The organism is Algiphilus aromaticivorans DG1253, assembly GCF_000733765.1.
Classification (GTDB): Bacteria; Pseudomonadota; Gammaproteobacteria; order Nevskiales; family Nevskiaceae; genus Algiphilus; species Algiphilus aromaticivorans.
The window spans coordinates 2,928,760-2,949,465 of record NZ_JPOG01000001.1; the positions used below are offsets into that span (position 1 = coordinate 2,928,760).

Below are 20,706 nucleotides of genomic sequence, written 5' to 3' on the forward strand. Positions count from 1 at the left end.
GGGCTGTGCCACACAGGCAAGCGGATCGCCGAGGCAGCTTCCTTCGATGTTCAGCCTGGCCGCTAAAGGACGGAGGCACCCTGCGTCGTTTGCAGATACTGGCGCCAGCCACCGATATCGCTGATTTCGGTGGCTGCGTCGAGGACGTGCGACTCGCAGAGAAAGCCGTTGACGACGTCGCCCGACTCGAGTTCGACGCTGCCGATGGTGAGCGGTGCCGGGATGCGGTCGACAAAGCCGCCGAAAGCCGCGCTGGGAACCGCCCACACTTCGACTTCGATGCCCGTCCCCGCGGCATCGCGCACCATGCCAGGGCGCGCCGGCTCGAAGCCGTGGAGATGATAGAGCCGATAGCGGGGTGCGGTGCGCATCCGCCGCTGCAGATTGGCCCCAATGCCCGTCAGCTGATGATTGAGGGGCAGCCCCTCCATGTGCGCACCGCAGACTGCCAGCAACACGCTGTCCGGCGGGCGCACGCCAAGGGCGCCTTCCCCGGCAGACGATCCCACCGAAGGCGGCATCATCCGGTCCGAAGCACCCAGCGGCGTGCCGCCGGCCCGATGCAAGGCGGTGGCGATAGGGTACAAAACCTGCTCGTGGAAAGCCGGCGCGCTGAGTGTCACGCCGAAGGGCTGGCCGCATTCCAGAAAGCCCACCGGCACCGCGTAGGCGCAGAGATCGAGCAGATTCATGAAGTTCGTGTAATAGCCCAGGCGACTGTTGTAGGCGACGGGTTCGGCGGCGATCTCGTCGCGGCGATAGGTCGTCGGCACCGTCGGCGTCAGCAGGCAGTCGACGTCGCTCCAGAGCGCCGCAATGTCTCGCTGCAACCGCTTCAGGCGGTAGTAGGACGCGAAAGCATCGGCCGCCGAAATGCCCTGCCCGCGCGCGATGATCTCGGCCGTGGGTGACATCACCGAATCCGGATGCGCTGCCAGGAAGTCGCGCACCGACAGATAACGCTCCGCGATCCACGGGCCCTCGTAGAGCAGACACGACGCCTCTCGGAAGGCGCCGAAATCGATCTCGCGTGCCTCGCCACCGAGCGTTTCCAGACGGGCGACGGCGTCGCGGAAGCAAGCCTTCGCGCCAGCGTCTCCGAAGAACTCCAGATCGGCCTGGCGTGGCACCGCAAAGCGAAAGCTGCGCAACTGCTCCGGCCAGCGCGGAGCCTGCGGCGGCGACAGACGCCGTGCGAAGGGGTCCGCCTCATCGTATTCGGCCACGATGCGGAATACCGTTGCGGCGTCCTCGCCACTCAGCGCGAAGATCGAGACGCAGTCCAGCGAGCGACAGGCCGGGAAGACGCCGCGGTTGCTGACCGCGCCGCGCGAAGGCTTAAGGCCGACAAGGTTGTTCAAGGCCGCCGGCACACGGCCGGAGCCGGCCGTGTCCGTGCCCAGTGCGAAAGTCGCTGCGCCGCAGGCGACGGCGACGGCGGAGCCGGCACTGGAGCCACCGGCGATGTAATCCGGATTGCGCGGATTGCTGCAGGCCCCATAGGGCGAGCGCGTGCCCACAAGGCCGGTCGCGAACTGGTCGAGATTGGTCTTGCCGACCAATAGCGCGCCCGCCTCCATGGCCTTTTCCACAGCGCGCGCACTATGCTCAGGGGTATAAGCGAAATCGGGGCAACCCGCCGTGGTCGGCAGACCGGCCACGTCGATATTGTCCTTGACGACGAAGGGCACACCGAAGAGGGGTGGCAAGGGCGCATCGCCGCGCGCACCCAGCCAGGCATCCAGCTCCCTGGCACGCGCCAGCAGCTGCGCCTCCGGCACCCGATGGATCCATGCATTGCAGCCCGCGGCCCGTTCCGCTGCCACGAGGATCTCGCCCATCACGCCTTCGACGCTGAGCGCGCCGCTGGCATAGCCAATCTGCAGCTCGCCCATCAGCCGTGGGCATTGCCCTTCGTCGTTGTCCGCCAAGCCTGTTTCTCCCTGCCTTGCGCGCCGGATCCGCCGGGTGACGCGCTTCGAGTGGATTGCTCACCCGCCCGGAGGCAGCGTGATCGCTAGGCCGGAGCCCCTCTACGGGCCGGGCTGCATGGACGATTGCCGTCTGCCGGAGCGGCTATCCCAAAGCAAGCAAGAGCGGTGCCAATTGTATACATCCTTGTACGCGATCGGCGCAGAATGCCCCGAGGCCGCGCTTGCGCCGGGGAGAGAATCGGTGGATCGGCTGCCGGCTCGCTACATCGAGGCCTGCGGGCGCGCAAGCTGGCGCAGCGTGAGCGACTTCGCAAACTCCTCGCTGCGGGTGATGTGCGTGGTCATCAGGGCCTTGGCGCCTTCGAGATCGCGACGCAGCAGCTGCTGCACGATCTCGTGGTGCTCGGCATAGGTCCGGTCGATACGGTCGCTGTTGGTGAAATCGAGACGGCGGATGACGCGGATCTGGCTGTTGACCTGCTGCAGATAGTGCGCGAGTGCCTTGTTGCCGCCGCCCTCGGCGAGCGCGATATGAAAGCACTCGTCGCGCGCCTCCATCTTCTCCGAGTTGTCGGTACGACCTTTCTGCTCGACAGGATCCCAATCCTCAGCCAGCGCTTCCAACTCCGCATCGCCCATCTCGGCGCAGGCAACCTCCAGGGACAGCATCTCCAGCGCGATGCGCACGCGATAGTGCTGGGTGAGCTCGTCGATATCGATGTTGCGCACGAAACAGCCCTGCTTGGGCATGATCACGATGTGCCCCTCGTAGGCGAGGCGCTGCAACGCTTCCCGAATCGGCGTGCGGCTGACGGAGAAGCGCTCGGCGAGCTCTGTTTCGGTGATGCGGCTACCCGGGTAGAGCTCGAAGTTGAGAATCATCTCCCGGAGCTTCTCGAAGACCTCACCGTTGGTCGACTGCTTGCTTCTGGCCACTGCGTCTCCCTATGTTTCCCCGCGGGCCACACCGCGTCTTGTTACCGGATGTTTGTATCCATGACTGTATGCAGAGAGTAGCACCCGCGACTCGGCACGCAATACACGTATTTCCGGGACACCCGCATCTCCGACGCCCAGACTTGTGCCGAGGCGCCGGGCACGACAAAATGTGCACTACGTTGTATGCATTGAGCGCCCCACAATGAATCGCCCAGCGGCCGGCGCCGCCACGACTCCGCATCCCATGGCTACCGAGGCCGCCTGCCGCGTCCTTGCCGACGGCGGCACAGCCGCCGAAGCGCTGGTTGCGGCCGGCTCGGTGCTGGCGGTTGTTTATCCGCACATGGGTGGCCTGGGCGGCGATGCGGTCTGGATGCTGGTCGACGCCGACGGCGAAACGACCGTGATATCCGGCATCGGCCAGTCGGCTGCGGATATTCCGCAGGGGCCGGTACCGCTGCGCGGCCCCGGTTCGACGCTGACCGCCGCGGCTAGCGTCGACGCCTGGGAGCAGGCCTTCACGCACAGCCTCGAGCGCTGGGGTGGAAGCATGGACTGGGCCGCGCTGCTGGCGCCGGCAATCGCGCATGCCCGGGAAGGCACGCCGGTGAGCGCCTCGCAGCACTACTGGCACGGGCAGCGGCGCGAGATCCTGCGCGATCAGCCCGGATTCGCGGCCGTCTTCGAACCCGGCGGGCGCGTCCCGGAGGCCGGCACGCGCCTGGCCCAGCCACAGCTGGCGCGGACGCTGGAGATCCTCGCGCAACAGGGCGCGAGCAGCTTCCGCGAAGGCGAACTGGCGCGGCGGCTCGCCGATGGCCTCGCGCAGGCCGGCTCGCCCTTGCGTGCCACCGATCTGGCCGCCTGCCGGGCGCGCGTCGAGCAGCCCCTCGTCCTGCGCTATCGCGAAGGTGAGCTACTGGCGCCGCCGCCACCGAGCCAGGGTGCCGCTCTGCTCCAGATCATGGGCCTCTTCGAGCGCGTCACCGACGGCCCGGCGCCACCGGAGCGGGCAGCCAATTTCCATCTGCTGGCGGCCTGCGTCGCACAGGCCCTGGCCGAGCGCGATACGCGCCTCGGCGACCCGACGACATGGGACACGCCCGAAGCGATGGCCGCTTCGATGCTCGACGGCCCCTGGCTCGATACGCTGGCCGCCACCATCGGCGGTCACGCCGCCGACGCTTCCCCCAGCGCGATGCCGCAGGCCGACACGGTATGGCTGGCCGCTGCCGATCATCATGGCCACGCGGCCTGCCTGAGTCAGAGCCTGTACTTCGATTTCGGCAGCGGTGTCGTGGCCGGCGACACGGGCGTGCTCTGGCACAACCGCGGCGCCGCCTTCTCGGCGGAAGCGGCCTCCCCGAATGCGCTCGCGCCCGGTCGCCGGCCGCTGCACACGCTGGCGCCGGCAGCCTTTCGCCGTAAGGGTCGACTGGCGCTGCTGGCAGGAACGCAGGGGGGCAACGGCCAGGCACAGACCGTGGCGCAGCTACTCTGGCGCGTGCTCGATCTGGATCAGCCACCGGCCTACGCGCTGAGCCGCCCGCGTTTCCTGCTCGGCCCGGGCTTCGAGGACACGCGTGCCACGCTCAAGCTCGAGGCGGACTTCGGTGAAGCGCTTATCGGCGAGCTCGCGCGCCGTGGCCATCCCGTCGAGACCGTCGCCCCCCGTCATCGCATGATGGGCGAAGCGGGCCTGCTGCAGATTACCGGCGCCGGCCCGCGCGCCGCTCACGACCCACGCGGCTGCGGCACCGCCGCCCCCGCCTGAAGGACGCACCACACATGCCCGTCGAGCTTCTCTACCCCCTCATCGGTGTCGCCACCGGCCTCGTCGCCGGCCTGCTCGGCGTCGGTGGCGGCATCCTCACGGTGCCCGTGCTTGCTGCGCTCTTCGCGCTGCAAGGCTTGGCGCCGGCCCACACCATGCATCTGGCGGTCGCGACCTCGCTGTCGGTCATCATCTTCACGGCCGCCTCCTCGGCGCGCTCGCATCATGCCCGCGGCGCCGTGCTCTGGCCGATCGTCCGGCGCATGGTGCCAGGACTGATCATCGGCGCCATCGCCGGCTCGCTGCTCGCCGATATGGCGTCCACCACCGTGCTGGCGCGACTCTTCGGCGTCGCCAGTCTGCTGGTCGCCTTCCAGATGTTTCTCAACCGCCAGCCGCCGCCGGCGCGCAGCCTTCCCGGCACGCCGGGGCTGTTCGGCATATCGACGGCCATCGGTACCATCTCGGCATTGATCGGCATCGGCGGTGGCAGCCTGACCGTGCCCTACCTGGTCTGGTGCAACACACCGCCGGCGAAAGCCGTGGGCACCTCGTCGGCCTTCGGCGTACCCATCGCCGCCTTCGCCACGGCGGGCTACGTCGCCGCCGGCTGGGGCGAGCCGGCGCTGCCGGAATGGACCGCCGGCTATGTCTACCTGCCGGCACTGCTCGGCATCGGCTTGGTCAGCGTGCTCACTGCCCCGCTTGGCGCACGTCTTGCACACGGTATGCCGGCGGCCACGCTCAAACGCTGCTTCGCCGTCTTTCTCACCCTCGTGGGCCTGCGCATGCTCGTCGGCTGATCCGCGCACCCTTCATTCACTCTCCATCAGGAGATCCGACATGACAGAAAGCGAAGGCACCCCCTGCAACTATCGCGACATACCCACGGTCGAGGCCACACCCGAGAACATCGCCGACTACGGCGTCATGTTCGGCGAGCGCGCCCACAAGGCCGGCTTGCCCATTCCCTTCTACAAGGGCAGCGTCGAGGAAGGCGCCAATCTGGACTTTCAGTACCGCGGACGGGCGGTGGTGCGCATGGCGCGCATCCACCACCGCGCCCCCGAGATCATCTGGCTGGAACGCCATATGCACATGACCCAGCTCTTCGTCGGCCTCGGCGCCGCCCCTTACGCCATGGTGCTGGGCAAGCCCAACCATGACAGCGGCGCCGACAAGCCCGATCTCGACAACGTGGTCGCCTTCCGCATGCCGCCGGGGCACGGCGTCATGATCCACGCCGGCACCTGGCATGACTTCCCGATGGCCATCGACGAGTCGGTCATGGTGCTGACCATGAACTCCTCGGAGGTGGTCGAGACGCTGGCGGCGACACCGGAGCCGATGGAGCTTGACGACGGCGACGTCTACAAGATCGACGTCCGCGCGCGCACCGGCACGGTGCCGAAGGTGTCCTTCTAGCAATGCAGGTGCACGCGCAGCGCTTCTATACCCAGAGCCCCGCGGATGTCGCCGGACTTGAGGCGGCCATCGTCGCCGGCACGATCCCACCCCGGGACATCGTCGCGATCATCGGCAAGACCGAAGGCAATGGCGGCACCAATGACTTCACGCGCGAGCTGGCGACCGTGGCGCTGGCGCAGGTCTTCGCCCGCCACACCGGCGAGACGCGCGCCGAGATCGAGGATCGCCTGGTGCTCTCCTTTTCGGGCGGAACCGAGGGCGTGACCGCGCCGCACATGCTGGTGCTCTGGCGCAGCGGTGAGTCGCTGGCCTCGCCACGACCGGAGAAACGCCTGGCCATGGCGGTGGGCTACACCCGCGCCTTCTCGGCAACCGAGACCGGGCGCACCGCCATGGTTAGCGAGACCGCGCGCGTCGTCGGTGAGCTGATGCGCGAGGCGCGCATTGAGGCGCCCGAGGATGTGCATCTTGTCCAGGTCAAGGGCGCGATTCCGGCCTTCACACCGGAGGAGGCCGATGCCGCTGCGGCCGCCGGCGCGCCGCTGAGGAGCGACATGGTGCACTCGCGCGGTGCCTCGGCGCTGGGTGTGGGCGTGGCGCTGGGCGAAATCGACGCCGGCGCGGTGACCGATGCAGCCATCTGTCATGACTGGTCCCTGCATTCGGGCGTAGCCAGCACCTCCGCCAAGCCCGGCCTGCAGCGCAGCGAGATCGTTCTCTTCGGCAATTCCCGCTGGTGGGAAGGCGATCTGCACATCGCCCACGGCGTCATGCAGGACATCATCGACACGCCCGCCATCCATGGCGTGCTCGCCGAGCTGGGCCTGCCCTGCGAAGGACAGCTGACGCCCGATCAGACCGAGCGCGTACTGGGCATCTTCGCCAAGTCCGACGCCGACTATCGCCACCGTATCCGGGGCAGGCGACACACGATGATCACTGACGACGACATCAGCGACATGCGCTATTCGCGCTGCGTGGTGGCGTCGCTGCTCGCCGGCGTCACCGGCGAAACGGCCGTCTACGTCTCGACCCGGGCAGAGCATCACGGCCCGCCCGGAGGTGGCCCGGTGGCCATCATCGCGCGCCGCGACCAGGGCAGCTGATCGCGCCCTCACGTGCCGAACAGCGGCGCGGCCTCAGCCGATACCACTCCGGGGCATGGCGCAACGCCCCGCGGAGACCATCCCGCTCGCGCATTCTTGCTTCCCGCTCCCTGCCGCGACCACTCTGAATAAGGGCCGCGCAAGAGCGTCCGCAGTGCTCCCGCCAACGGGCAAGCCGTTTCGTACCGGTTCCCGGCACGCCCCTTGCGTAAGTATGGCCGATGTATACAACGTTGTAGAGATCCATCGGGGCGCCTGCGCCCCATCGTGCCAACGGGAGCCCCTTCGTGAACCGCATCGCCCGCTACTTCGAGTTCGAAGCGCTCGGCACCAACTTCCGCCGCGAGTGCCTCGCCGGGCTGACGACCTTCTTGGCGATGGCCTACATCCTCTTCGTCAATCCGGCGGTGCTGTCGCTTAGCGATGTGGGTGGCGATGCCGCCGCGCTCGGCATGCCGCGCGACGCGGTCTTTACGACCACCGCCCTGGCCGCGGCCTTCGGCTGCTTGATGATGGGCATCGTCGCGCGCTACCCCATCGCGCTGGCGCCGGGCATGGGCCTCAACGCCTTCTTCGCCTACACCGTCGTACTCAGCATGGGCATCCCTTGGCAGACGGCGCTGTGCGGCACGATGATCAGCGGCATCGTCTTCCTCATCCTGTCGGTGACCGGCGCCCGCGAGCGCGTGGTCAACGCCATTCCGCTGGAGCTCAAGCACGCGGTGGCGGCCGGCGTGGGACTGTTCATCGCCTTCATCGGCCTGAAGAACGCCGGCATCATCGTCGACAACGAGGTACTGCTGGTCAGCCTCGGACCCTTCGAGAACGGCGCCACGCTGCTCGCGATATTCGGCGTCATGGTCACCGTCGTCCTGCTGTCGCTGGGCATTCGCAGCGGTATCTTCCTGGGCATGGTGGCCACCGCCGTGGTCGGCCTGCTGAGCGGTCAGATCGGGCTGCCCGATCGCGTCGTGGGAGCGGTACCCGGCATCGGCGAAACCTTCGGCGTTGCCTTCACGCGCTTCGACGAACTGCTGAGCTGGGACATGGGCGTGGTCGTTCTGACCATGCTCTTCGTCGATTTCTTCGATACCACCGGCACCATCATGGCGGTCGCCAACCAGGCCGGCCTAACGCGCGACAACCGCCTGCCGCGGGCCGGACGCGCGCTTTCCATGGATGCCACGGCCACCCTGTTCAGCGGCATCATCGGCACCTCCTCGACCACCTCCTACATCGAGTCGGCCTCGGGCGTCGCGGCCGGCGGACGCAGTGGCTTCACGGCCGTGGTGGTCGGCCTGCTCTTCCTGGCGGCGCTGTGGTTCTCGCCGCTGCTGGCCGTGGTGACCGCGGCCGTCACCGCGCCGGCGCTGATCGTCGTCGGCGGCCTGATGGTGGCCTCGCTGAAGGACATCCAGTGGGACCGCTTCGAGATCGCCCTTCCCGCCTTCCTGACCATGCTGATGATGCCGCTGACCTTCAGCGTGGCTACCGGCATCGCCATCGGTTTCATGATGTACGCGGTCAGCATGCTGGCCGCCGGGCGCGGCCGCGAAGTGCATCCCGTCATGTACGTGCTGGCGGTGACCTTCCTGCTCTATCTCGCCTTCCTGCAGTAGACCGCCCCTCCTCCCTATCCCGACCCAAGGACTTTCCGCATGCCTGCCTTTCGCACAGTCGCCCGCGCCACCCTCTTGCTCGCTCTCGGCCTGTCGGCCGCCACCGTGACCGCCGCCGACAAGCGCAAGGTCATCCTCGACGACGACGGCTTCGGCATCGCCGAATGGATGGTCGTGCTGGCGCCGGATGTCGAGGTGCTGGGCGTGACCCAGGCCACCGGCAACGACTGGGTGAAGGTGGGGGTCGCCAACTCGCTGCGCGCCCTGGAGCGCGCCGGGCGCACCGACATCCCCGTGATCCCCGGCGCGACCTACCCGCTGCTCAACACCGAGAAGCGCACCGAGCTGTGGGAGCAGCTCTACGGCCGTCTGGTCTGGAAGGGCGCCTGGCACAAGGAATGGGTCGAGCCCACCGAACAGAGCCTGCCCGAATACCACGGCCCCGACGAAATGCCCGAGACGCTGCCCTGGGGCAAGCCGGAGACCGAAGCCGCCGACGAGATCGCCGCCAATTTCATGATCCGCAAGGTGCGCGAGCACCCGGGCGAAGTCACGATCATCGCCATGGGGCCGCTCACCAATCTGGCGCTCGCGCAGCGGCTCGATCCCGAGTTCGCCGGACTGGCGAAGGAGCTGATCTACATGGGCGGCAGCCTCAACCCGCAGCAGGAACTGGACAGCGTCGCCGCCGAGCAGTTCGCGCGCGAGTTCGTGCACTCGCCGCGCCGCGAGTTCAACATCCGCTTCGACCCGGAAGCCGCGGCCGTGGCCCTGCGCGCCCCCTGGAGAAAGATCGTCATGGTGCCGGTGGACCCTTCCACGGCCACTGAGCTCACGCCCGCCCTGCGCGACCGCATCTCGGCAGCCGACACGCCCGTCGGCGAGGCCCTGGCCGGAACCGAGACCGGCTTCCCGCTCTGGGACATCATCGCCACCGGCGTCTGGCTGGATCCGGCGCTGATCACCGGGTCCGAGGACGCCTTCGTCGACATCAACACGCAATTCGGCCCCTCCTACGGCGACATGATCTCCTGGGCGCCGGGTTACGAGCCGGGCCTCGACGAGCAGCGCCAGCAGGCCGTGCTCAAGATCGACGTCACCGGTCTGGAGGATCTGATGGCGGAACTGCTGACGCGCCCGACGCCGGGCGGAAAGTAACCGGCCGGCGCCGCATGGTGCGTTGTCGCACCAGCGCGGCACATTCTGCCCGGAGATTGTGCATACTTCGTTGCATACAATAGGCCGGGTCGCCGTTGCCGCGGCACGGAACTTGCGGCGAATGGAGGAAGACCGCGCGCACAATCTCCGCCCAGGCAATACCCCGCACGATGACCGCAGACCCGACAGCCACCATCCGCTTCCGCCTCGACGGCGAGACCGTCGCGGTACAGGACCTGCCCGCCACCACGACGGTGCTGGAATGGCTGCGCGAGCACGCCGGTCGCTGTGGCACGAAGGAAGGCTGCGCCGAGGGCGACTGTGGCGCCTGCACGGTGGTGCTCGGCAGCCGCGACGGCGAGGGCGTTCGCTACGAGGCCGTCAACAGCTGCATCCGCTTTCTGCCCACCATCGACGGCAAGGAGCTGGTGACCGTGGAAAGCCTGCAGGCCCCCGATGGCAGCCTGCATCCCGTACAGCAGGCCATGGTCGATCACCACGGCTCGCAGTGCGGCTTCTGCACGCCCGGCTTCGTGATGTCGATGCTCGCCCTCTATCTGAACGACCCGGCGCCGACGCGCGAGACGGTGCTGCAGAGCCTCGCCGGCAATCTCTGCCGCTGCACCGGCTACCGGCCGATCATCGAGGCGGCCCGCAGCATGGATGCCTACCCGACACCGACGCACTGGTCGCGCGCCGAGGCGGCGGCAACCGAGCGGGTCGCCGATCTCGCGACGCTGGCACGCGACGAGGGCCTGCGCCTGCCCGACCTCCACGCACCGCGCACGCTCGACGAGCTCGCCGAGGCCTATGCCGCAGCCCCCGACTCGCTGCTGCTGGCCGGCGCCACCGACATCGGGCTGTGGGTCACCAAGGAACTGCGCGAGCTGCCGCCGATGATCTATCTCGGCGAGGTCGCCGAGCTGCAGCGCATCGACAACGGGCCAGACGGCTTGCGCATCGGCGCGGCCGTGCCGCTTTCCCGCGCCTGGCCCGCCATCGTCGCGCAGCATCCGGCGCTGGCCGAGCTAGCGCAGCGCTTCGCCTCGCCACCGGTCTGCAACTCCGGGACGCTGATCGGCAATATCGCCAACGGCTCGCCCATCGGCGATTCCATGCCGGCCCTCATCGCCTGCGGCGCCGAGCTGACGCTGCGCCATGGTGCGCAGCGCCGACGCCTGGCGCTGGAGGCGCTCTATCTCGGCTACCAGCAGAAGGATCTGGCGCCGGGCGAATTCATCGAAGCCGTGCATCTCCCCCCCCCCACCGAGGATCAGCATCTGGCCTGCTACAAGCTCGCCAAGCGCTTCGACCAGGACATCTCGGGCCTGTGCGCGGCCATCCGCCTGACCGAGGCCGATGGCTGCGTCACCGAGGCGCGCATCGCCTTCGGCGGCATGGCAGCGACGCCGGCCCGGGCGCGAAACACCGAAGCCGCGCTGGAGGGCCGCGCCCTGAGCGCGACGAGCATCGACGCCGCCGCGGCGGCGCTGGCGCAGGACTTCACGCCGCTGTCGGATATGCGCGCCAGCAGCGACTACCGCCTGCGCGCGGCCGGCAATCTGCTGCGTCGCTACCATCTGGAGCGGACGCAGGCAGCAGACTGTCTGCGCGTGACGGAGGTCGAGGCCTGATGGCGGCGGACACCACCGCACCCGCCACCGTCACCGCGACGGCCGCGCGCCACGAGAGCGCGCATCTGCACGTCAGCGGCGGCGCGCGCTACTGCGACGACATTCCGCTGCCGGCCGACACGCTGCACGCGGTCTTCGGGGTCAGCGACTGCGCGCACGGCCGCCTCGACGCACTCGATCTGGAGGCCGTGCGCGCCGCACCCGGCGTGGCGGCGGTCATCACCGCCGGCGACATCCCCGGCGACAACAACTACGGCGGCGTCGTCAAGGACGACCCGCTGCTCGTCGAGGCCGAGATCGGCTACGCGGGCCAGCCGCTCTTTGCGGTGGCCGCCACCAGCTACCGGCAGGCGCGCCGTGCCGCCGCCCTCGCCCGCCCGTCGGTAACGCCCCTGCCCGCCATTCTCGGCATCCGCGAGGCCATCGCCGCGGAGAGCTTCGTCGCCCCCACGCGCCGGCTGACGCGCGGGCAGCCGGAAGCCGCCATGGCCGCCGCACCGAATCGCCTGGCGGGCAGCGTCAGCATCGGCGGCCAGGACCACTTCTATCTGGAGGGCCAGATCGCCGCCGCGCTACCGCAGGAGGACGGCGGCATGCTCGTCTACAGCTCGACGCAGCACCCCAGCGAGGTGCAGCACATCGTCGCGCACGCCCTGGGCGTGGCCTCCCACGATGTGGTCGTGCAGTGCCGCCGCATGGGCGGCGGCTTCGGCGGCAAGGAGAGCCAGCCGGCGCTGCTCGCCGCCGTGGCCGCCGTGCTGGCGCGCCGCACGGGCCGCCCGGTGAAGCTGCGCCTGGACCGCGACGCAGACATGATCATGACCGGCAAGCGCCACGACTTCCTGGCCGACTACGAGGTCGGCTTCGACGACGACGGCCGCATGAGCGGACTGGCCATCATGCTGGCGTCGCGCTGCGGCTACTCGGCCGACCTGTCGCTGCCGGTGAACGATCGCGCCGTCTGCCATCTGGACAACGCCTATTTCCTCGAGCACGTCGCCATCGTCTCGCACCGCTGCCGCACACACACGGTGTCGAACACAGCCTTCCGGGGCTTCGGCGGCCCGCAGGGCATGATGGTCATCGAGCGCATCCTCGACGACATCGCCCGCCACCTGGGGCACGACCCCCGCGACGTGCGCCGCGCCAATCTCTACGGCAGCGACGGCACGCGCGACACCACACCCTACGGCCAGACCGTCGAGGACAATGTGCTGCCCCGGCTCTTCGACGAGCTCGAGGCCACCAGCGAATACCGCGCACGCCGGCGCGCCGCCGCGGACTGGAACGCTGCGAACCCGGTCATCAAGCGCGGGCTGGCGATGACGCCGGTGAAGTTCGGCATCTCCTTCACCGCCACGCACTACAACCAGGCCGGCGCGCTCATCAACATCTATCGCGACGGCAGCGTGCTGCTCAATCACGGCGGCACGGAGATGGGCCAGGGGCTCTACACCAAGGTCGCGCAGATCGTCGCGCGCGAGCTGGGGCTGCCGCTGTCGGCGATCCGCGCCTCGACCACCGATACCAGCAAGATCCCCAACACCTCGGCCACGGCCGCCTCCTCGGGCAGCGATCTGAACGGCATGGCCGCCGCCATCGCCGCGCGCGAGCTGCGCGAGCGTCTGCGCGAGCATGCCTGCGAGCACTACGACGCCTGCGCGCACGAGGTGCGCTTCGCGGACGGCCGCGTGCATATCGGCGGGCGCAGCGTCAGCTTCGCCGAGCTCTGCGAGTCCGCCTATACAGCCCGCGTGTCGCTGTCGGCCACCGGCTTCTACCGCACGCCGAAGATCGACTGGGACAAGAACAGCTTCACCGGCCGGCCCTTCTACTACTTCGCCTACGGCACGGCAGTGGCCGAAGTGGCGATCGACACGCTCAGCGGCGAGACGCGGCTCTTGCGCGCGGACATCCTGCACGACGTCGGCAGTTCGCTGAATCCGCATCTCGATGTCGGGCAGATCGAAGGCGGCTTCCTGCAGGGTGTCGGCTGGCTCACCTCCGAGGAGCTGTGCTGGGACGAGGCCGGCCGCCTGCGCACGCACGCACCCTCCACCTACAAGATCCCCACCGCCCGCGACTGGCCCGCCGACACGCGCATCCGCCTGCTGGCCGACGCCGCCAACCGCGAGGAGACCATCTACCGCTCCAAGGCCGTGGGCGAGCCGCCCTTCATGCTGGCGATCGCGGTCTTCCACGCCATCCGCGACGCAGCGGCGGCCTGCGGGCCGGCCGGCTGCCTGCCGCCGCTGCGCGCGCCGGCCACCCCCGAGGCGGTGCTGGACGCGGTCGAGGCAGTGCGCACGGACCCGGCATGACGCGGGACTTCTGGCGCACCGTCGCCGCCCAGCTGAATGCCGGGACGCCGGCCTTCGTGACGCTGGTGGCCGCGCACACGCGCGGCTCGCCGGGCACCACCGGCGCGCGCATGCTGCTGCGGCCGGACGGCAGCCAGCTCGGTACCATCGGCGGCGGCATCATGGAGCAACGCCTGATCGCCGAGGCGATGGCGGCCTTCGACGCGGGGGAGCAGGCGCCGCAGCTGCAGGCCCTGCGACACCAGCGCCGCGACCCCGCAACCATCGGCCCAGGCGAGTCCGGACTGATCTGCGCCGGCCAGCAGCACAACATCACGCTGCTGCTGCACCCGGAGCGCGACCGCGCCGCGCCGGAGCGACTGGCCGAGCTGGAGGCGGAAGGCGGCGACGGGCGCCTGCGCATCGACGCCGGCGGCCTGCATGTCGAGAACACGGCGCCCGACCTCGCGGCCCCCGCCGCGACGCTGCACACCGGTGCCAACTGGTGCTACCGCGAGCAGCTGCTGCGGCGCCAACGCGTGGCGATCATCGGCGGCGGGCACTGCGGGCGGGCCCTCAGCCGGACCATGGCCTCGGTGGGCTATCACGTCACGGTCTTCGACAAACGCGCCGAAGTCGCCACCTTCCGCGACAACGCCGACGCCGACCGCCGCGTGGTCGTCGCCGACTACCGCGAAGCCGGCGCTACCCTGACCTGGCCGTCGCTGACCGACGTCGTGGTCATGACCACGGATTTCCAGTCCGATATCCGTGGGCTGCTCGGTTGCGTTGGCCACGGTTTCCGCTTTCTCGGCGTCATGGGCAGCACAGCGAAGATCCGCGCCATCGACAGCGCGCTGGCCGAGGCCGGCGTCGCGCCGGCCGAGCGGGCGCACATTCACGCCCCCATCGGCCTGCCCATGAAAAGCGACACCCCCGAGGAGATTGCCATCAGCGTCACGGCCCAGCTGCTGCAGCTGGCGCGCGAACGGCACCAGACGGACAAGCGCCTGACGGCACAGACCGAGGCGCCCGCCCGGCCCTGAGCTAATTCAGCGTCTTCGCGAAAGCGGCGACTTCGTCAGTGATCTTGCGCCACTCGACGGCGTGCGCGGCGCGATCGACGGTCGTGACGACGCCGTCGCGCGCGACGATGCGGCCGTTGACGATGGTGGTGTGGATGTCGCCGGGATAGGCCTGGAAGGCGATGGCGGCATAGGGGTCGTAGAGCGGCTGCATATTCGCCGAGCCGGTGTCGACGATGATGACATCGGCAAGCTTGCCGGCCTCCAGCGAGCCGATGCGGTCATCCATCTTGAGCGCCCGGGCGCCACCGATGGTGGCCATCTCGACCAGATCCACCGGCGTGAAGAGGGTGCCGTCCCTGTGCAACACGCGCGCCACGCGCGCGGCGTAGCCCATGACCGAAACGATGTCGATCTGATTGGAGCTCATCGGCCCATCGGTACCGAGGCCGACGTCGATACCCATCTGTTTCATGTCCCAGGCCGGCGACAGGCCGGTCAGGCCCTTGGTATTGGCCTTGGGATTGTGCGCGACGCCGACATTCCGCTTCTTCAGGATCGCCATGTCGGCCTCGTCGACCATGATGACGTGGGCGGCGAGCAGATTCGGACCAAGGAAGCCGAGCTCGTCGAGGTAGCCGACGATGCTCTTGTCGGCCGGCACGTCCGGAAAGCGCTCGCGGATCATCGCCTTCTCCTCGTAGAACTCGGCGAGATGCATCAGCATGGGCGCACCGTGCGCCTCGGCCAGCGCCTTGGTCTCCATCAGCTTATCCGGCGAGACCGTGTAGGGCGCGTGCGGCGCCAGCGCCGGCGTGATCAGCTCATCGTCGGCGAATGCCTCGAGGTAACCCACCGCGTAGTCGAGGCCGCCCCAGGGCTCCTCGGCATCCACCACCGGGAAGCCGATGATGCTCTGCCCGAGCACGCCGCGGATACCGACATCCTTGACCGCGTGCGCGACCTCGTCCTCGTGGTAGTACATGTCGGTCACCGTGGTGACGCCTGCCAGCGCCAGCTCGATGGCCGCCTGGCGCGAGGCCACACGGATCAGCTCGCGGCTCAGCAGCTCCTTCTCCAGCGGAAAGAAGAACTCGAAGAGCCGGTCCTCGACAGCGTATTCGCCCAGGCCGCGGAAGGCGATCATCGCCATGTGGTTGTGCGTGTTGATCATGCCGGGCATGACGATGTCGCCGTCCGCGTCGATGACCGTATCGGCCGCGTAGCGCTCGGCCAGCGCGGGCTCCCCCACGGCGGTGATCTCGCGGCCGGTGATGACCAGCGTGCCGCGATCGAGAACACGGCGCTCTGCATCCATCGTCAGGATGCGGGCGTTGGTGATGATCAGATCCGCCGGCTCGGGCGCGTCGGCCCGGGCCGTGGACAGAACGGCGCCGCAGAGCGCGGCGGCAAGCAGGAATACGACTTTCACGAGCTTTCCTTGTAGCCGGGGGTCGTCACGATCAACGGCCGGAGGCTTCGGGGGTGGGCCGGGTGAGCAGATCGACGAGCAGTCGCTCGAAGGGCGCCAGATGAATGTCACGCACGACGGTCTGCGGCTGCTCACCCAGGCCGGGCTGATGCCCCTCCGGCCAGGACAGCGTGTTGCCGTAACCGGCCGTGAAATTGGTGTCGACGTCGACGTAGAGCTGTTCCGATTCCTGGATCAGCGAGGGGTCCAGCCAGACGGCGATGCTCAGCTCGTCCCACATGGGCAGACCCGGCTCGACGTAGTCGGCGATGGCCCGGCCCAGTGCGGTATCGGTGTTGGTCATCTCCGCGATGAGCTCGGCGCGGAACTCGGTCTCGGTGGTGGGATCGATGGGCAGCATGGTGATCTTCTTCCACGGGGCGCGGAAGACGATGCTCGCGGCCTCGGGATCCCAGCGGAAGTTGAACTCCAGGCGCGGCGTGTTGGCGTACTCACGCGCCGAACGGGCTGCCGCCTCGCTGTCGCGCCGTTGCTGCGGGTTCAGGCTGCCTCCCATGTAGACGAATTCCTTCGCCTTGGCGGCGAATTGCGGATCGATCAGCTGCGCGATGGCGAGGTTGGTCAGCGGGCCGTTGGCAATGATGGTGATCTCGCCGGGGTGTGCGTTGACCTGCTCGACGAGGAACTGCGCGGCGACAGCATCGGCGGGCTCGGTTTCGGGAAGACCCTCGGTGAGCGGCGGCACGACGTCCGGATCGCTCGGCTCGTCGTAGCCTTCGGCGGCCATGACGGGCGGGCCGTCGCCCATCGCGCCCTTGAAGACCAGATCGCCGTAGAGCGACTCCCAGCGCTCGGTGGCCGCCTTCGAGTTGAGCATCGGATGTACCGCGCCCGGCACCACCGGGATGTCGGTACGGCCGGCGATCTCGAGCTTGCGCAGCGCGTGCGCGACGTTCTGGTCGTGCCAGGTGACGCCGCTGACGACGGTGAAGCCGAGCACATCGACATCGGCCTCCTGCAACAGGAGAAAGGGGCTGACATTGCTGAAGCCGGTGAAGTCGTCGTCGAGAATGACCTTGCGGCTCTCTCCGGCGCTCGCCGGTACCGACAGCGTCAGGCTCGCAGCCAGCACGAGCGTGCGCATCGGTCCGGCAGACAAAGAAGACATCTTCAACATGGATTTCCTTGGAAAGTGCGCGGCCTGCCGGCGACGGCGGGGCGTCGGATGCAAGCGACGCAAACGGGGCTAAGGGGGGATCAAGAGGCGAACAGGCGCCCGGCCTGTCGCCGGGCACCCGCCGCTTCCTCACACGACCTCTAGAACTGCATCTTGAAATTCGCGCCGATGATGCGCGGCTCGTTGACGAGCGCGGCCATGTTGTTGATGGCGACCGCACCCAGGGCCTCGACCTCGTCGGTGCAGTTGCGGCAGAAGCCGGCCACCTCGTACTTGCCGTAGTCCCAGGTGTAGGCGACACGCAGACCGGCCAGCAGCAGCGGGTTCGACTTCAGCTCGATGGACTCGGTGAGCCCGTAGTTGTATTCACCGGTGTAGGACAGATCGCCGAAGATGTAGAAGCCGTCACCGTCGCCCATCGGGATGTCGTAGCGGGCGGTGGTGTTGGCGATGTACTTGGCCGCTCTCGGCAGCGGGTTGCCGTCGATCAGGAAGAGCCCGTCGTCCGTCTCCGGATCGAGGTTCGTGCAACCGGCACTGCCGCAGCCGTTCACGGCCAGGTCGGGGTCGTCGAGCTCGGTGTCGTTGTAGCTGGCACCGAAGGTGACCAGCAGCTGCTCGGTGACATGCGCCCAGAGATCCAGTTCCAGGCCCTGACCGATGGTCGTGTCCGCATTGAGCAGCCGCAGGATGTTGTCCTCGGTACCGGCAGCGGTGAGCTGCTGGCCGTCGACCTCGTAGTAGTAGGCGCTGGCGTTCAGGCGCAGGCGATTGTCCAGCAGCTCGGACTTGAAGCCGGCCTCGTAGGAGATCATCTCCTCGGGCTCGGCGATGGTGATGGGCAGGTTCTGGTCGGGCGCGGCATAGCTCTGCGCGCGGAAACCGGTGGCGATGCGCCCGTAGGTCGTGACCTGCGGCGTCAGCGCATAGCTCAGGCTGGCATCCCAGCTCAACTTGCTGCTGTCGTCGCTGTCCGAGCGCGGCCCGACGAAATCGGTGTTGAAGGTCTCGTCCACCTGGAAACTCTTGTCGTTCCAGGTGTAGCGCGCGCCGAGCTTGGTCTTGAGGCGCTCGGTCAGCGCGATGTCCACGGCCGCGAAGCCGGCGAGCGACTGCGTCTCCTGCGTGTTGCGCGTGAAGTTGCTGACCGGCCCCGATGGCGAGCCGTAGGTCCGGCCCGTACCGGTCACCGATTCGTCGAAGTAATAGATGCCGGCCTGCCAGTCGAGGAAGCCGCCGTCATTCGAGGCGAGGCGAAGCTCCTGCGTGATCTGGCGCAGATCGTCCACCTGGCCGGAGGTTTCCACCGGGAAGGCCGTCGCCCCCTCCTCGCCGTTCGAGAAGCCGCCGTCGATATCGCCGCGGCTGAAGTAGTGGTTGATGCCCTCGTAGCCGGTGATCGAGTACAGGGTGACATTGTCGAAGTCCCAGCTCATACGCGCGTTGGCGCCGAGGCTCTTGAGCGCCTGCTCGTTGCGGGCATCCATGGCGACCTTCTCGATATCGAAGCCCGGCGCCAGATCGTTGCTGCCCGGCAGGACCGTGAAGGCGCGGAACAGACGCGCGGTGCCGTCGAGGTCCCGACCGTGAACATTGAGCAGCGCGCGGAAGCCGGAGTCGGCCGGATCGTAGAGCAGCTGCGTGCGAAAGGCGCGATCGGCGTAGCCGCCGTACTCGTCCTTCACATCCTTGAAGGTGTCGTCGACCCAGTCGTCGCGGTTCTGCGAGATGGCCGAGAAGCGCACCGCCATGTCGTTGCCGATGGGGGCGTTGTAGACCATCTCGTAATTGTTGCTGTTGTAGGTGCCGGTGGACATGCTGAAGTAGCCTTCCTGAGTGCCCAGCACCGGCTTGGCCGATTCGAGCTTGACGACACCCGCCGGCGTGTTGCGCCCGAAGAGCGAGCCCTGCGGACCACGCAGCACCTCGATGCTGGCCAGATCGAAGGCCGGAAAGCTCTTCAGCGCCGGATTCGACAGCTGGATGTCGTCGTAGACCAGTCCGACCGGCTGCGAAGCGAAGGTCGAGAAATCCGTATTGCCGAAGCCGCGGATGTAGAAGCGCGGCAGGCTTCGGCCGTTGGAGGATTCGACCACCAGGCTGGGCGTGCTGCCGGAAAGATTCCGGATATCGCTGCCATCCGAGCTCAGTGCCTCGATCTGCTGCTGCGGAACCGTCGTCACCGAGATCGGGACTTCCTTGACGCTTTCCTCGTTGCGCGAGGCGGTTACCGTCATTTCCTCCAGCTGCGAGCGAGCCGGCTGTTCCTCGGCTTCCGGCGCACTGGCACCGTCTTCCTGCGCCATCGCCACATGCAGCGGCATCGACATGCCTGCAAGCAATGCCAGGAGCGCACCATGAGTGAGGAAGCGCCGTGCTCCACGAGCGGCCAAGCGCGATGCCCGTCCGATTTCGGACACGGCAAGTTCGCAGCCGAAACTGCCGTCCTCGCTACCGGTGGATCTGCCGCTTCCGCTACTTCTGCCGATCTGCCCCATTGGATTACCCCTTTCCGTGCCCGAGTTGTTGGGAATGTTTTATCGCTACACGTTCGGGAAGCAACAGCCATGCCATATTTCAAGCTGTTGATTTTTATGGTTTTGTTAAAAAACTCGGCTGCCTTCCGGCGGTGCATCGCCTCCTATGAATGCAACGATGCATACATGTAGTGCCGGCAAGGCGCGCTGCATCGCCGCACCGGGCGACACCCCATCGGGCGTTCAAGCCGCCGACCCCGGAAAGCGATCAGAAGTCGGCGCAGACAGGCGCCGATACCAGCAGCACGGATTGCTGCGCGAAGCGCTCGCGATAGGCGGTGCGGACATCGGCCAGCGCCGCGGCCGCCTCCCGCGTGTCGGCCCGTAACACGACAAGCACGCGCGAGGGCTGGCGGATGATGGCGCCGCCGTCGCGATCACGCCACTGCCCGCGTGCGTCGAGCACGGTCAGGCCTTCGGGAAAGCGCGGCGTGACCTCGCTGGCGAGGAAGTCGCGCCATTGCGCATCGTCGATACGCTCGCCACCGCGCTGCGTGAGGCCGAAGTACAACTCGTGCTTCTGCATGGCCGCGCCGGGTGAGCAGGCCGGAAGCTCGTGACCCGGCATAGCGCTGCAGGCGGCGAGCATGCCGACGACAGCCATCAGCATCACCGTCCGGCAACAACCGGCGGCAGGCTTCAC

Annotated in this window: 16 protein-coding genes; 10 read left to right on the top strand and 6 right to left on the bottom strand. The window is 68.1% G+C overall.

The window, feature by feature from the left end; all coding sequences use genetic code 11:
- Positions 1-62: 62 nt before the first annotated feature.
- Positions 63-1,931, bottom strand: a complete 1,869-nt coding sequence (gene atzF, locus U743_RS13660) for an allophanate hydrolase (RefSeq protein WP_198022043.1) — start codon at positions 1,929-1,931, stop codon at positions 63-65.
- A 264-nt stretch (positions 1,932-2,195) separates the two neighbouring features.
- Entirely contained in the window at positions 2,196-2,870 is a 675-nt protein-coding gene (locus U743_RS13665) for a GntR family transcriptional regulator (RefSeq protein WP_043769014.1), read from the bottom strand.
- 205 nt (positions 2,871-3,075) lie between these two features.
- On the opposite strand from U743_RS13665, the gene U743_RS13670 reads away from it, so the two are divergent.
- From U743_RS13670 to U743_RS13710, 9 genes are all read left to right on the top strand, one after another.
- Positions 3,076-4,647, top strand: a complete 1,572-nt coding sequence (locus U743_RS13670; protein WP_043769016.1) for a gamma-glutamyltransferase family protein — start codon at positions 3,076-3,078, stop codon at positions 4,645-4,647.
- 14 nt (positions 4,648-4,661) lie between these two features.
- Positions 4,662-5,450: a sulfite exporter TauE/SafE family protein gene (locus U743_RS13675; RefSeq protein ID WP_043769017.1), complete on the top strand. Its 789-nt coding sequence runs from the start codon at positions 4,662-4,664 to the stop codon at positions 5,448-5,450.
- A gap of 40 nt (positions 5,451-5,490) precedes the next feature.
- Complete coding sequence (locus U743_RS13680) at positions 5,491-6,072, top strand: ureidoglycolate lyase (RefSeq protein ID WP_052368183.1); 582 nt, start codon at positions 5,491-5,493, stop codon at positions 6,070-6,072.
- Positions 6,073-6,074: 2 nt separating this feature from the next.
- Positions 6,075-7,181, top strand: coding sequence for a cyanuric acid amidohydrolase (gene atzD, locus U743_RS13685; RefSeq protein WP_043769019.1), 1,107 nt, complete (start codon positions 6,075-6,077; stop codon positions 7,179-7,181).
- 296 nt (positions 7,182-7,477) lie between these two features.
- Positions 7,478-8,800 carry an NCS2 family permease gene (locus U743_RS13690; RefSeq protein WP_043772238.1) on the top strand — a complete coding sequence of 441 codons (1,323 nt, stop codon included), beginning with the start codon at positions 7,478-7,480 and terminating at the stop codon, positions 8,798-8,800.
- A 39-nt stretch (positions 8,801-8,839) separates the two neighbouring features.
- A complete protein-coding gene (locus U743_RS13695) occupies positions 8,840-9,958 on the top strand; it encodes a nucleoside hydrolase (protein ID WP_052368184.1) in 1,119 nt (372 codons plus the stop codon).
- 170 nt (positions 9,959-10,128) lie between these two features.
- The gene (xdhA, locus tag U743_RS13700; RefSeq protein ID WP_043769020.1) at positions 10,129-11,592 is read left to right on the top strand and encodes a xanthine dehydrogenase small subunit; all 1,464 of its coding nucleotides are present in this window, start codon (positions 10,129-10,131) and stop codon (positions 11,590-11,592) included.
- On the top strand, positions 11,592-13,913 hold the full coding sequence (gene xdhB / locus U743_RS13705) for a xanthine dehydrogenase molybdopterin binding subunit (RefSeq protein ID WP_043769022.1): 2,322 nt from the start codon (positions 11,592-11,594) through the stop codon (positions 13,911-13,913). The genes xdhA and xdhB overlap by 1 nt, the downstream gene beginning before the upstream one ends.
- A complete protein-coding gene (locus tag U743_RS13710) occupies positions 13,910-14,938 on the top strand; it encodes an XdhC family protein (RefSeq protein WP_043769024.1) in 1,029 nt (342 codons plus the stop codon). Before xdhB ends, U743_RS13710 begins: the two co-directional genes overlap by 4 nt.
- Before the next feature lies 1 nt (position 14,939).
- Here the strand turns inward: U743_RS13710 and U743_RS13715 are convergent, their stop codons facing one another.
- The 3 genes from U743_RS13715 to U743_RS13725 all read right to left on the bottom strand — a co-directional run bounded on the left by U743_RS13715 (position 14,940) and on the right by U743_RS13725 (position 19,856).
- Positions 14,940-16,349 (bottom strand): amidohydrolase, encoded by a 1,410-nt coding sequence (locus U743_RS13715; RefSeq protein ID WP_043769025.1) that lies wholly within the window; start codon positions 16,347-16,349, stop codon positions 14,940-14,942.
- A gap of 31 nt (positions 16,350-16,380) precedes the next feature.
- Positions 16,381-17,517 (bottom strand): nucleoside hydrolase, encoded by a 1,137-nt coding sequence (locus tag U743_RS13720; protein WP_408607405.1) that lies wholly within the window; start codon positions 17,515-17,517, stop codon positions 16,381-16,383.
- A 149-nt stretch (positions 17,518-17,666) separates the two neighbouring features.
- Positions 17,667-19,856 carry a TonB-dependent receptor gene (locus U743_RS13725; RefSeq protein ID WP_198022045.1) on the bottom strand — a complete coding sequence of 730 codons (2,190 nt, stop codon included), beginning with the start codon at positions 19,854-19,856 and terminating at the stop codon, positions 17,667-17,669.
- 27 nt (positions 19,857-19,883) lie between these two features.
- On the opposite strand from U743_RS13725, the gene U743_RS19325 reads away from it, so the two are divergent.
- A complete protein-coding gene (locus U743_RS19325; RefSeq protein ID WP_198022046.1) occupies positions 19,884-20,195 on the top strand; it encodes a hypothetical protein in 312 nt (103 codons plus the stop codon).
- Between the two features lie 76 nt (positions 20,196-20,271).
- On the opposite strand, the gene U743_RS13730 is transcribed toward U743_RS19325, so the two are convergent.
- Positions 20,272-20,706, bottom strand: coding sequence for a DUF3574 domain-containing protein (locus U743_RS13730; RefSeq protein WP_156966447.1), 435 nt, complete (start codon positions 20,704-20,706; stop codon positions 20,272-20,274).